At 41.8% G+C, this 15,999-nt stretch carries 2 protein-coding genes (1 of these 2 only partly in view); both read left to right on the forward strand.

Translation table 11 applies throughout. The features are described 5' to 3' along the window. A protein-coding gene (locus ACFOOI_RS19915; protein WP_379839846.1) for an SdrD B-like domain-containing protein crosses the window boundary here: on the forward strand, positions 1–13,354 show its 3' end. Its footprint begins 24,083 nt before the window's first position; the window shows 13,354 of its 37,437 coding nt (coding positions 24,084–37,437); its start codon lies off the left edge, out of view; its stop codon occupies positions 13,352–13,354. A gap of 119 nt (positions 13,355–13,473) precedes the next feature. Next, a complete protein-coding gene (locus tag ACFOOI_RS19920) occupies positions 13,474–15,999 on the forward strand; it encodes an OmpA family protein (protein ID WP_379839847.1) in 2,526 nt (841 codons plus the stop codon).

A 15,999-nucleotide genomic window follows, 5' to 3' on the forward strand; every position in this document is an offset into this window, starting at 1 on the left:
GATTTGTTGTGATGGAGAAGAAGCGACCTTGACCGCAACAGGTTGCGTAGGAGGAACGATATCATGGAGTACTGGAGCGACAGGAACCATAATCAAAGTAAAAGAATCGGGTAACTACACAGCAAAATGTACCACTAGCTGTGGCGTAAGTGAAAGCTCAACACCGATCACGATAGAGAAGTTAAGCAAGCCAACAGCACCAACCATCACGGGCGGTCCATTGGTAATCTGCGGCACAGACAAAGCAACGTTGACAGCAAGTGCATGTGCAACCGGAACACTTAAATGGAGTACTGGAGCAACTACAGCGAGTATCAGTGTGGGCGAAGGAACATATACCGCATATTGTGAGAACTTCTGTGGAAAATCAGGAAACTCAAACAGTATAGTAATCGAGAAAGGTCCATCACCAGTAGCACCAAGCATATCTTCTAACAAAACAGAAGTATGTGGAACAGAGAAAGCAACGCTTACGGCAACCGGATGTACAGGAGGAACAATTACATGGTCAGCAGGTGGAACTGGACTTACGAAAGAAGTAGGAGCCGGAACATACACCGCAACATGTACAACTTCATGTGGAACATCGGTAGCATCTAACTCAGTATCGATTAATACTGGAGCGAAACCAACTGCACCAAGCATTACTTCGAATAAAACAGAAGTATGTGGAACAGAGAAAGCAACGCTTACGGCAACCGGATGTACAGGAGGAACGATTACATGGTCAGCAGGTGGAACAGGACTTACGAAAGAAGTAGGAGCTGGAACATACACAGCTACATGTACAACTACTTGTGGAACATCAGATGCATCGAATACCCTTACAATCAACACTGGAGCGAAACCAGCTGCACCAAGCATATCTTCAAACAAAACAGAAGTATGTGGAACAGAAAAGGCGACGTTAACAGCAACTGGATGTACAGGTGGAACAATTACATGGTCAGCAGGTGGAACAGGTCTTACGAAAGAAGTAGGAGCAGGAACATACACTGCAACATGTACGACAATCTGTGGAACATCAGATGCTTCTAATTCAGTGAAGGTAGACTTGTTACCAGCACCAACGAAACCTTCAATCAGTACAGATCGCACGATTTGTTGTGATGGAGAAGAAGCGACCTTGACCGCAACAGGTTGCGTAGGTGGAACGATATCATGGAGTACAGGAGCTACCGGAAACATAATCAAAGTAAAAGAATCGGGTAACTACACAGCAAAATGTACGACAAGCTGTGGCGTAAGTGAAAGCTCAACACCGATCACGATAGAGAAGTTAAACAAGCCAACAGCACCAACCATCACGGGCGGTCCATTGGTAATCTGCGGCACAGACAAAGCAACGTTGACAGCGAGTGCATGTGCAACCGGAACACTTAAATGGAGTACTGGAGCAACCACAGCGAGTATCAGTGTAGGCGAAGGAACATATACCGCATATTGTGAGAACTTCTGTGGAAAATCAGGAAACTCAAACAGTATAGTAATCGAGAAAGGTCCATCACCAGTAGCACCAAGCATATCTTCTAACAAAACAGAAGTATGTGGAACAGAGAAAGCAACGCTTACGGCAACCGGATGTACAGGAGGAACAATTACATGGTCAGCAGGTGGAACTGGACTTACGAAAGAAGTAGGAGCCGGAACATACACCGCAACATGTACCACTACTTGTGGAACATCGGTAGCATCTAACTCAGTATCGATTAATACTGGAGCGAAACCAACTGCACCAAACATTACTTCAAATAAAACAGAAGTGTGTGGAACAGAAAAGGCGACGTTAACCGCAACGGGATGTACAGGAGGAACGATTACATGGTCAGCAGGTGGAACAGGACTTACGAAAGAAGTAGGAGCCGGAACATACACCGCTAGATGTACGACTACTTGTGGAACATCAGATGCATCGAATACCCTTACAATCAACACTGGAGCGAAACCAGCTGCACCAAGCATATCTTCAAACAAAACAGAAGTATGTGGAACAGATAAGGCGACGTTAACAGCAACCGGATGTACAGGTGGAACAATTACATGGTCAGCAGGTGGAACAGGTCTTACGAAAGAAGTAGGAGCAGGAACATACACGGCAACATGTACGACAATCTGTGGAACATCAGAAGCTTCCAATTCAGTGAAGGTAGACTTGTTACCAGCACCAACGAAACCTTCAATCAGTACAGATCGCACGATTTGTTGTGATGGAGAAGAAGCGACCTTGACCGCAACAGGTTGCGTAGGTGGAACGATATCATGGAGTACAGGAGCTACCGGAAACATAATCAAAGTAAAAGAATCGGGTAACTACACAGCAAAATGTACGACAAGCTGTGGCGTAAGTGAAAGCTCAACACCAATCACGATAGAGAAGTTAAACAAGCCAACAGCACCAACCATCACGGGCGGTCCATTGGTAATCTGCGGCACAGACAAAGCAACGTTGACAGCAAGTGCATGTGCAACCGGAACACTAAAATGGAGTACTGGAGCAACTACAGCGAGTATCAGTGTAGGCGAAGGAACATATACGGCATATTGTGAGAACTTCTGTGGAAAATCAGGAAACTCAAACAGTATAGTAATCGAGAAAGGTCCATCACCAGTAGCACCAAGCATATCTTCTAATAAAACAGAAGTATGTGGAACAGAGAAAGCAACGCTTACGGCGACCGGATGTACAGGAGGAACAATTACATGGTCAGCAGGTGGAACTGGACTTACGAAAGAAGTAGGAGCCGGAACATACACCGCAACATGTACAACTTCATGTGGAACATCGGTAGCATCTAACTCAGTATCGATTAATACTGGAGCGAAACCAACTGCACCAAGCATTACTTCGAATAAAACAGAAGTATGTGGAACAGAGAAAGCAACGCTTACGGCAACCGGATGTACAGGAGGAACGATTACATGGTCAGCAGGTGGAACAGGACTTACGAAAGAAGTAGGAGCTGGAACATACACAGCTACATGTACAACTACTTGTGGAACATCAGATGCATCGAATACCCTTACAATCAACACTGGAGCGAAACCAGCTGCACCAAGCATATCTTCAAACAAAACAGAAGTATGTGGAACAGAAAAGGCGACGTTAACAGCAACTGGATGTACAGGTGGAACAATTACATGGTCAGCAGGTGGAACAGGTCTTACGAAAGAAGTAGGAGCAGGAACATACACTGCAACATGTACGACAATCTGTGGAACATCAGAAGCTTCCAATTCAGTGAAGGTAGACTTGTTGCCAGCACCAACGAAACCTTCAATCAGTACAGATCGCACGATCTGTTGTGATGGAGAAGAAGCGACCTTGACCGCAACAGGTTGCGTAGGAGGAACGATATCATGGAGTACTGGAGCGACAGGAACCATAATCAAAGTAAAAGAATCGGGTAACTACACAGCAAAATGTACCACTAGCTGTGGCGTAAGTGAAAGCTCAACACCGATCACGATAGAGAAGTTAAGCAAGCCAACAGCACCAACCATCACGGGCGGTCCATTGGTAATCTGCGGCACAGACAAAGCAACGTTGACAGCAAGTGCATGTGCAACCGGAACACTTAAATGGAGTACTGGAGCAACTACAGCGAGTATCAGTGTGGGCGAAGGAACATATACGGCATATTGTGAGAACTTCTGTGGAAAATCAGGAAACTCAAACAGTATAGTAATCGAGAAAGGTCCATCACCAGTAGCACCAAGCATATCTTCTAATAAAACAGAAGTATGTGGAACAGAGAAAGCAACGCTTACGGCGACCGGATGTACAGGAGGAACAATTACATGGTCAGCAGGTGGAACTGGACTTACGAAAGAAGTAGGAGCCGGAACATACACCGCAACATGTACCACTACTTGTGGAACATCGGTAGCATCTAACTCAGTATCGATTAATACTGGAGCGAAACCAACTGCACCAAACATTACTTCAAATAAAACAGAAGTGTGTGGAACAGAAAAGGCGACGTTAACCGCAACTGGATGTACAGGAGGAACGATTACATGGTCAGCAGATGGAACAGGACTTACGAAAGAAGTAGGAGCTGGAACATACACAGCTACATGTACAACTACTTGTGGAACATCAGATGCATCGAATACCCTTACAATCAACACTGGAGCGAAACCAGCTGCACCAAGCATATCTTCAAACAAAACAGAAGTATGTGGAACAGATAAGGCGACGTTAACAGCAACCGGATGTACAGGCGGAACAATTACATGGTCAGCAGGTGGAACAGGTCTTACGAAAGAAGTAGGAGCAGGAACATACACTGCAACATGTACGACAATCTGTGGAACATCAGAAGCTTCCAATTCAGTGAAGGTAGACTTGTTGCCAGCACCAACGAAACCTTCAATCAGTACAGATCGCACGATCTGTTGTGATGGAGAAGAAGCGACCTTGACCGCAACAGGTTGCGTAGGAGGAACGATATCATGGAGTACTGGAGCGACAGGAACCATAATCAAAGTAAAAGAATCGGGTAACTACACAGCAAAATGTACCACTAGCTGTGGCGTAAGTGAAAGCTCAACACCGATCACGATAGAGAAGTTAAGCAAGCCAACAGCACCAACCATCACGGGCGGTCCATTGGTAATCTGCGGCACAGACAAAGCAACGTTGACAGCAAGTGCATGTGCAACCGGAACACTTAAATGGAGTACTGGAGCAACTACAGCGAGTATCAGTGTGGGCGAAGGAACATATACCGCATATTGTGAGAACTTCTGTGGAAAATCAGGAAACTCAAACAGTATAGTAATCGAGAAAGGTCCATCACCAGTAGCACCAAGCATATCTTCTAACAAAACAGAAGTATGTGGAACAGAGAAAGCAACGCTTACGGCAACCGGATGTACAGGAGGAACAATTACATGGTCAGCAGGTGGAACTGGACTTACGAAAGAAGTAGGAGCCGGAACATACACCGCAACATGTACAACTTCATGTGGAACATCGGTAGCATCTAACTCAGTATCGATTAATACTGGAGCGAAACCAACTGCACCAAGCATTACTTCAAATAAAACAGAAGTATGTGGAACAGAGAAAGCAACGCTTACGGCAACCGGATGTACAGGAGGAACGATTACATGGTCAGCAGGTGGAACAGGACTTACGAAAGAAGTAGGAGCTGGAACATACACAGCTACATGTACAACTACTTGTGGAACATCAGATGCATCGAATACCCTTACAATCAACACTGGAGCGAAACCAGCTGCACCAAGCATATCTTCAAACAAAACAGAAGTATGTGGAACAGAAAAGGCGACGTTAACAGCAACTGGATGTACAGGTGGAACAATTACATGGTCAGCAGGTGGAACAGGTCTTACGAAAGAAGTAGGAGCAGGAACATACACTGCAACATGTACGACAATCTGTGGAACATCAGATGCTTCTAATTCAGTGAAGGTAGACTTGTTACCAGCACCAACGAAACCTTCAATCAGTACAGATCGCACGATTTGTTGTGATGGAGAAGAAGCGACCTTGACCGCAACAGGTTGCGTAGGTGGAACGATATCATGGAGTACAGGAGCTACCGGAAACATAATCAAAGTAAAAGAATCGGGTAACTACACAGCAAAATGTACGACAAGCTGTGGCGTAAGTGAAAGCTCAACACCGATCACGATAGAGAAGTTAAACAAGCCAACAGCACCAACCATCACGGGCGGTCCATTGGTAATCTGCGGCACAGACAAAGCAACGTTGACAGCGAGTGCATGTGCAACCGGAACACTTAAATGGAGTACTGGAGCAACCACAGCGAGTATCAGTGTAGGCGAAGGAACATATACCGCATATTGTGAGAACTTCTGTGGAAAATCAGGAAACTCAAACAGTATAGTAATCGAGAAAGGTCCATCACCAGTAGCACCAAGCATATCTTCTAACAAAACAGAAGTATGTGGAACAGAGAAAGCAACGCTTACGGCAACCGGATGTACAGGAGGAACAATTACATGGTCAGCAGGTGGAACTGGACTTACGAAAGAAGTAGGAGCCGGAACATACACCGCAACATGTACCACTACTTGTGGAACATCGGTAGCATCTAACTCAGTATCGATTAATACTGGAGCGAAACCAACTGCACCAAACATTACTTCAAATAAAACAGAAGTGTGTGGAACAGAAAAGGCGACGTTAACCGCAACGGGATGTACAGGAGGAACGATTACATGGTCAGCAGGTGGAACAGGACTTACGAAAGAAGTAGGAGCCGGAACATACACCGCTAGATGTACGACTACTTGTGGAACATCAGATGCATCGAATACCCTTACAATCAACACTGGAGCGAAACCAGCTGCACCAAGCATATCTTCAAACAAAACAGAAGTATGTGGAACAGATAAGGCGACGTTAACAGCAACCGGATGTACAGGTGGAACAATTACATGGTCAGCAGGTGGAACAGGTCTTACGAAAGAAGTAGGAGCAGGAACATACACGGCAACATGTACGACAATCTGTGGAACATCAGAAGCTTCCAATTCAGTGAAGGTAGACTTGTTACCAGCACCAACGAAACCTTCAATCAGTACAGATCGCACGATTTGTTGTGATGGAGAAGAAGCGACCTTGACCGCAACAGGTTGCGTAGGTGGAACGATATCATGGAGTACAGGAGCGACCGGAACCATAATCAAAGTAAAAGAATCGGGTAACTACACAGCAAAATGTACGACAAGCTGTGGCGTAAGTGAAAGCTCAACACCGATCACGATAGAGAAGTTAAGCAAGCCAACAGCCCCAACCATCACGGGCGGTCCATTGGTAATCTGCGGCACAGACAAAGCAACGTTGACAGCGAGTGCATGTGCAACCGGAACACTTAAATGGAGTACTGGAGCAACTACAGCGAGTATCAGTGTGGGCGAAGGAACATATACGGCATATTGTGAGAACTTCTGTGGAAAATCAGGAAACTCAAACAGTATAGTAATCGAGAAAGGTCCATCACCAGTAGCACCAAGCATATCTTCTAACAAAACAGAAGTATGTGGAACAGAGAAAGCAACGCTTACGGCAACCGGATGTACAGGAGGAACAATTACATGGTCAGCAGGTGGAACTGGACTTACGAAAGAAGTAGGAGCCGGAACATACACCGCAACATGTACAACTTCATGTGGAACATCGGTAGCATCTAACTCAGTATCGATTAATACTGGAGCGAAACCAACTGCACCAAACATTACTTCAAATAAAACAGAAGTGTGTGGAACAGAGAAAGCAACGCTTACAGCAACAGGATGTACAGGTGGAACGATTACATGGTCAGCAGGTGGAACAGGTCTTACGAAAGAAGTAGGAGCTGGAACATACACTGCTACATGTACGACTACTTGTGGAACATCAGATGCATCGAATACCCTTACAATCAACACTGGAGCGAAACCAGCTGCACCAAGCATATCTTCAAACAAAACAGAAGTATGTGGAACAGAAAAGGCGACGTTAACAGCAACTGGATGTACAGGAGGAACAATTACATGGTCAGCAGGTGGAACAGGTCTTACGAAAGAAGTAGGAGCCGGAACATACACAGCAACATGTACGACAACTTGTGGAACATCAGGAGCTTCAAACACTATCACAATAGGAACAGGAGTAACACCAGTAGCACCAAGCATATCATCTAACAAAACAGAAGTATGTGGAACGGAGAAAGCAACGCTTACAGCAACTGGATGTACAGGCGGAACAATTACATGGTCAGCAGGTGGAACAGGTCTTACGAAAGAAGTAGGAGCAGGAACATACACAGCCACATGTACGACAACTTGTGGAACATCAGGAGCTTCTAATACTATCACAATAGGAACAGGAGTAACACCAGTAGCACCAAGCATATCTTCTAACAAAACAGAAGTATGTGAAACGGAGAAAGCAACGCTTACGGCAACCGGATGTACAGGCGGAACAATTACATGGTCAGCAGGTGGAATAGGACTTATGAAAGAAGTAGGAGCCGGAACATACACAGCAACATGTACGACTGCATGTGGCACTTCAATAAACTCAAATAGTATTGAGGTTAAACAAAATGCATTGCCTACGCCTCCAGTAATTACCGCAAATAAAGTTGAGATTTGTGGAACTGGAACTGCTACTTTGACAGCCACAGGATGTACAGGAACAGTTAAATGGTCTAATAACCAAACTGGTACTAGTATTTCTGTAAGTCAAGCGGGTGAATATGCCGCAACTTGCTCAAATGCTTGTGGGGAGAGTGATAATAGTAATATTATAACAATAAATAAAGTTTCAATTCCAAATACGCCAATCATAACTACAGACAGAATAACAGTTTGTGGAACCGAGAAAGCGAAATTGGTTGCAATCGGTTGTAACACTTCAGTAAAATGGAGCAATGGCCTAACAGGAGAGATGATTGAAGTTGGAGCAGGAATTTACACTGCAAAATGTGTGAACTCATGTGGAGAAAGTACTTCGTCTAACTCTATTAAAGTAGATGTTGGAAGTAAGCCATCTAAACCGTCAATTTCAGCCAATAAAACTGAAATATGTGGTACAGAAAAAGCAATACTTACAGCGACTGATTGTACAGGAGGAACGATTACATGGTCAGCTGGTGGAACTGGACTTACCAAAGAAGTAGGAGCTGGAACTTACACCGCAACATGTACAACTATCTGTGGAACATCGGATGCATCCAATTCTGTTACTATAACTACAGGAGTTACACCAGTAGCCCCAGTGATTACAACTAACAAAACTGAGATTTGTGGAACTGACAAGGCGACACTAACAGCAACTGGATGTACGGGTGGAACAATCACATGGTCGGCAGGTGGAACTGGTCTTACGAAAGAAGTAGGAGCAGGAACCTACACTGCAACATGTACATTAAATTGTGGAGCGTCGGCAGCTTCTAATATTATAACAATAGGAACTGTAACTACACCTTTAGCACCAACTATTGTTTCAAATAAAGCAGTAGTTTGTGGAACAGAGAAAGCAACGCTTACAGCAGCAGGTTGTACAGGTGGTACAATCACTTGGTCTGCCGGTGGAACTGGACTTTCGAAAGAAGTAGGAGCTGGAACATACACGGCAACTTGTACTACTACTTGTGGAACATCAGGAGCTTCGAATGTTGTTACAATAGGAAATGGAGTTGTACCAACAGCCCCAAGCATTACTTCAACTAAAACTGAAGTATGTGGAACAGAGAAAGCAACGCTTACAGCAACTGGATGTACCGGTGGAACAATCACTTGGTCAGCAGGTGGTACTGGATTAACCAAGGAAGTTGGTGTCGGAACCTATACCGCTACTTGTACTACTATTTGTGGTACTTCAGGAGTGTCTAACTCAGTAACGATTGGAAACGGTGTAGCACCAACAGCACCAAGCATATCTTCTAATAAAACAGAGGTTTGTGGAACTGATAAGGCGACACTTACAGCAACTGGATGTACAGGTGGAACAATCACATGGTCAGCAGGTGGAACAGGTCTTACGAAAGAAGTAGGAGCCGGAACGTATACTGCAACATGTACCACTACTTGTGGAACATCAGGAGCTTCGAGTACAGTTACAATAGGAACTGGAGTTGTACCAACAGCACCAAGCATTACTGCTAATAAAACTGAAATATGTGGAACTGAAAAAGCAACGCTTACAGCAACAGGTTGTACGGGTGGAACAATTACTTGGTCAATTGGCGGCACAGGCCTTACCAAAGAAGTAGGAGTAGGAACTTATACAGCTACTTGTACCAATTCTTGTGGAGCATCAATCAATTCAAATAGTATTGAAGTTAAACAGAAAGCTGTGCCAACCCCACCAGTAATAACAGCAAGTAAGGTTGAGGTTTGTGGAACTGAAACTGCTACTTTGACTGCTGCAGGTTGTACGGGAACAGTGAAATGGTCTAACAACCAAACTGGAACTAGTATAACAGTAAGTCAAGCAGGTGAATATGCTGCCACATGTGCTAACGCATGTAGTGAAAGCGATAACAGTAATGTTATTACAATCAATAAAGTTTCAGCACCTAATACGCCAATTATTACTACAGACAGAATTACAGTTTGTGGAACTGAAAAAGCTAAATTGGTAGCAATAGGATGTAACACAGCAGTTAAGTGGAGTAATGGTTTAACTGGAGAAATGATAGAAGTTGCAGCCGGAACATACACTGCTAAATGTGTGAACTCATGTGGAGAAAGTACTTCATCTAATTCAATTAAAATTGAAAACGGTGGTCGTCCTTCTACTCCAACTATCACAGCCAACAAAACAAGTCTTTGTGGAGTTGATTCTGTGAAACTAACAGGAGGCATTTGTAGCGGAACATTTACATGGAGTAATGGTAAAACTGGTTCTATGATTTATGTTAAAACAACAGGAACATACACCGTGAAATGTACAAATGATTGTGGAACTAGTTTAGATTCACAGCCAGTTGTAATAACCACTGGAGGCTTGCCTTCAGCACTGATAATCACAGCTGCTAACAAGCAGATATGCCAAGGAGACTCAGCAATGATTTCAACAGACGGATGTTCAGGTTCAGTAAAATGGAGTAATGATAATATCGGAGCTTCGATTTACGTTAAAACTCCAGGAGTATACACCGCTACATGTACGAATACATGTGGAGTTAGCCCAGTGTCTAATTCAATAGTGATTGAACTGAAAACAACGGGATGTGGAACTACAGGATGTAACTTGATAGCACCTACAATCACAGCATCGAAAACGGAAGTTTGTGAACCAACTGATATTACATTAACCGCCACAAATTGTTTAGCAAATGTAATTTGGTCGAATGGTAAAACAGGACTTACAATCACGGTTAAGCCTTTAGTTACTTCAACATATACGGCAATCTGTAAAAATGATTCTTGTACAAGTTTAGTTTCTAACTCAATAGTGATTAAAGTTGATGCACCGAAAAAACCATTGCTGACTTGTAACAGCGACTTGATTTGTCTGGGTGAATCGGTAGCATTGAAAGCATACGAGTGTAATGGAGAAGTACAATGGTCTAATGGAATGGTTGGTCAAACAATCACTGTAACACCAACGGCTACTTCTAAATACACAGCAACATGTGCGATTGGAACTTGTAAGAGCGAAGCTTCAGATACTTTATGTATCAATGTTGGTCAGCCTTTAAAACCATTCATTACATGTAGAGCAAATACAATTTGTCTTGGAGATGCTGCCACACTTACAGCTCAAGGATGTACAGGAATAATAGTTTGGTCAAATGGAGCCACTGGTTCTGTTCTGACTGTAACTCCAACTACAGCAGGTGTATTTAACTATACAGCTAAGTGTAAATCAACTTCGGGCAAGTGTGAAAGTGAAAGTTCAAACACATTGAAGATAACAGTAGGGGCCACAGTTGCTAAACCAACTGCAATTGCTGAGATCAAAAATACATGTCCATTTGAGACGGTAGATCTTAACAACGCAGTGTTAGGAACGCCGGCTACTACCAACGGCACTTTTGAATTCCATGTTTCGAACTCTCCGAATTCAACGTTAATAACATCACCAGGAATGACATCAGCAGGTAATTATTACCTATTCGAAAGAAGCCAGGTAGGATGTTACAGTAACCCAACGTTGATTAAAGTTAAAATTGAATCGTGTGGAACTGGAGGCATCAAGCCAGATACAAGCAAGTTTGTAGATGTAGCAATTAACAAAACTGCTAATGCGGTTAATGTGCCAGTAGGAAGTACAGTAACTTACAAATTGAAAATCACTAACCTGAGCACTAACGTGGCAACAGGTCTGAAAGTAAGAGACATCTTACCTGCAGGATTAGCCTTCGATTCGGTAAGTACCAATGCAACATTTAGCAACGGAGCTATCATGGTGAATATCGATTCGCTGAAGAAATCAGATTCTGTTATTGTGAGATACAAAGCCAAAGTTACTGCGGCAGGAAAAATCTCTAACAAAGCTGAACTTTATCAAGTAGATCAGATTGACAATGTCTTAGCTAACAATACAAGCACATTTAATATCAATGATTTCTCTACGAGCGAGCTAATTGGTTTAAGTAAAACAGTTGGAACTATCACCAAAATATCTGAAAACAGATACGAGGTTCCATTTAATCTATATGTTTCTAACATGGGATCGTCAGTCCTTACGAAAGTAAGTCTTAAAGATGACCTTGATAAAACATTCGGAACTGGAGTTGTGATACTAGATAGTTTAATCCAAGTGAAAGCAGATAGCGGATTAGTGGTTAATAACAAATACACAGGTAAAGGAACAAACACAGACCTATTAGTTGACTCATTGAGTACCCTGAAAGTAGGTCAGAAACTGAAAGTTAGTTTCTCTGTAAAAATTGACGTAGCAAACGCCGCCACTAAAATCTTCTACAACTCAGCTTCAGTAGCTGCTGGTGTAAATGGAAGTGTGAAAGATGTTTCTACTAGCGGATTAAATGCTGACCCTGATGGTGACGGTAATCCAACCAATAATAGTGAGCCTACTGTGGTTTCAATTGGTGCAGATTCGCTGAATGCTTCAATAGCAACTTCACTATTTATATCTGATTCGAGTGTGTTAGATGCCACTACCTACAGTGTAACATTTACTGCCTTGATCAAAAACGTAGGAACAGTAGAACTGAACAAAGTATACTTAGAAGATAACTTGAAACTTACTTTCCCTGATTCTATTCAGTATCAAATAGTAGGAACACCTTCTAAGTCAACTAATAGTAAACTAGTAGTAAATACAGCATTTGATGGTAAAACTGACATTAGAATACTCAAAGCAGATACTTCGGCAAGATTGGCTGTAGGTAAAACTGATTCGATATTCTTTACAGTAAAAATCAAGTATCTGAAAAACTACGGTCCTTACTTTACTAACTCAGTAGCATACGGCTCATACGGTACAGCCTCAGTAAAAGACTCTTCTAACACAGGAATGCAGATTGTTAAAAATCTAAGTAGCCCTACGGTTATTAAAATCCCTGGAAAAGAAGATGTTACCGAAGATCTAGTAGATAAAGTGATGATTCCAGAAGGTTTCTCTCCAAATGATGACGGACAAAACGACGTTCTTGAAGCTGCGGTACCAGAAGGTATTGAAGTTGAAATGTTTGAATTGTATAACCGTTGGGGTCATTTAGTGTGGAAATACAAAGGAGCTACCACTACCAATGGTCAGAAACTTGTGTGGGATGCTACATCTAATACCGGATTGAGATTCGGGCCAGAAGGTGTTCCAGATGGTACTTACTTCTACTCTATTAAGGTAAAAGGCCAAAGTAAAGTCAGAACTAACTTTATAACTATAGTTCGTTAATTGTCAGGAATAAAAAATAAATGTCGCCGTTTAATAAATGGCGGCATTTTTAATTTCCAAACCGGAAGGCATGATTTTTGCACCTAAAACGGTTTAAGTTGATATCTCTAAATCTCAATATGCTAATAAAAAAAGCGATAATATTTTTTTGTGTTTTTTATCAGGCGGTAGCATTTTCTCAAAATGTTTCAAAGCAGATAAAAAAGGCAGAGAATAGTTCTAAAAACTATTCTTATGTAAATACTATCGAGATATATGAAGGCATTTTAAGAAAAACTAAAGGAGTATCAGAGGAAGAACTTCAAAGGGTAAAGTTGAATTTAGCGGAAGCTTATTTTTTCGTGAAAGATTATAATAATGCTGAAAAGTACTACAATGAGGTGCTTAAAAGTAGTCCAGCCTTAAAAGGAGAAGATTTAAAGGCTTACAAAAGATACGCTCAAGTTTTGAGCGGAAACGGAAAACATGGAGAATCTGCACAGGTTTGGAAAAAATTCACGGAGCTTCAAGAGCAAGACAAAAGAGGGATTGAGTTTTCTAAACTTTATGCTAACCTCGAACCTCTCACAAGAAATTCAAACAGTTATAGAATAGAATATGTCGGCATAAACACGGCAAGTCCTGATTTTAGTCCTGCATTTTATAAAGATGGCTTGGTTTTTGTGTCAAGCCGAAACAAAAACAATGCGGTAAAAAGAGTATTTAAATGGGATAATTCAACTTTTCTAGATTTATATTATTTAGAAGATTTAAAAATCCTTGGAAAGGAAGAATCAAACGCATCGATTGGTTCAGGAGGGCAAAATTCTGGAGCCACAAAACCAAAGACTGCCCCAGATAAACTGGGTTCGGATTACTATACGCCGCCCACACCAAATGACGCCAATACTATAGGCCATACCGGGAGTGAACTCATCAATGGTTCCAAAAATTATGAGGAACAGAGTATTATTGATGTAAAAAAATTTAGCAAAAACCTCAATTCAAAATATCACGAAGGTCCGTGTACATTTTTCCATTCGGGTGAAAGAATCCTTTTTACCAGAAATGCAATCGGTGGTGGCGGTATATTTGGACAAAAAAAAGAAGGAGTAACAAGACTGAAAATTTATTCTGCAATAAAAACTGGTAAAGACTGGAGTGAAATAAAAGAGCTGCCTTTCAATAGTGACGAATTCTCTTGTGGTCATCCTACTATGTCATTCAATGACGATATTCTATTTTTTGTATCAGATATGCCCGGAGGCTATGGCGGTACAGATATTTATGCTTCTAGGCTGGTAAATGGAGAATGGCAAAAACCAGTAAACCTAGGTGGCACCATTAATACTATTGGAAATGAAATGTTCCCCTTTATCGACGAAGGAAATGGCTTGTATTTCTCTAGCGATGGACATCCTGGCTTAGGAGAGTTAGATATGTTCTATTGTAAGGTAGATGTGAAAACCTTAGCTTCTATTGGTAAAATCAGAAACTTGGGTGCACCTCTAAATTCCAATAACGATGACTTCGGAATAATAACGGACCCAAACCGAAATTTGGGATACTTTAGTAGTAACCGTAAAAGAGGAGGTGCCGATGACGATATTTATAAATTTACAAGAATAGGGGCTGCTTATGGATGTAGAGACTTAATAGTATCGGTAAATGATGCAGATTCTAGAATGCCCATAGAAAAGGTAAAATTCGAATATAAACTGGTATCGGGTAAAGGGCCAGTAGAAAATGTTACAACTAACGCTGCAGGTACGGTTAAGTTATGTTTAGAAGCTGATCAGTCTTTTAAATTTAAATTTGAAAGCGACGGCTATATATTTCAAGAAGAAGAATTTTCAAATATCGATGCCTCCGATTTTGAGCCATCTCGTATTGAAATTTATCTAAAAAAAGAAGTTGTGGTTCCAAAAGAAGAGCCTGAAGAAGAAAGTAAGCCTAAAAAACAGCGTGTTTTGGTTCAGAAAAGAACCACCACTGATAATACATCCAACGTTTTTAGAGGAGTTATTACTGGGGGTGAAAATAACGAGCCCATGTCTGCCGTAAAAGTTAAGTTTATCAATAAATGTACGGGCGAAGTACAAGAAATGTATACCAAAAAAGACGGGAGCTACGAATTTAGAAGAGACCTCAACTGCGACTACGAACTTGTGGCCACTAAAGATGACTTCGGAACAAGTAGCGAGATTATTGAAAAAGCGGTTAAGAGAACGCTTTTTGGTAAAAAAACAAAACCTACATTTTCATTAAATCTTTTTGATACCAAACTATACAAAGTTGGTGATGTAATAAAACTTGAAAGTATTTACTACAGTTCAGACCAATATAAACTTCGCGATTATTCCAAAAGAGATTTGGATAAACTAATTGCAACCATGAAAAGGTATCCGAATATGATCATAGAAATATCTTCTCACACAGATACCCGTGGTAACGCTTGGGATAATCTTAGATTGTCTCAAAAGAGGGCTCAGGAAGTGGAGAAGTATATTTTGTCTAAAGGAATATCAAAACAAAGAATAAAGGCTATTGGTAAAGGTGAAACCGAGCCTCTAAACGAATGTAGCGATGGAGTACAGTGCACAGAAGCCGAACATCAGAGAAACAGACGCACCGAGTTTAAGATTCTTACCATAGAAAAAAACTAA

The sequence above is a fragment of the Lacihabitans lacunae genome, assembly GCF_042649125.1.
GTDB classification, from domain to species: Bacteria; Bacteroidota; Bacteroidia; order Cytophagales; family Spirosomataceae; genus Leadbetterella; species Leadbetterella lacunae.

Excerpts from the sequence above, each read along its gene's own strand:
- ACFOOI_RS19920 (WP_379839847.1), top strand. The coding sequence starts at position 13,474 with ATGCTAATAAAAAAAGCGATAATATTTTTTTGTGTTTTTTATCAGGCG.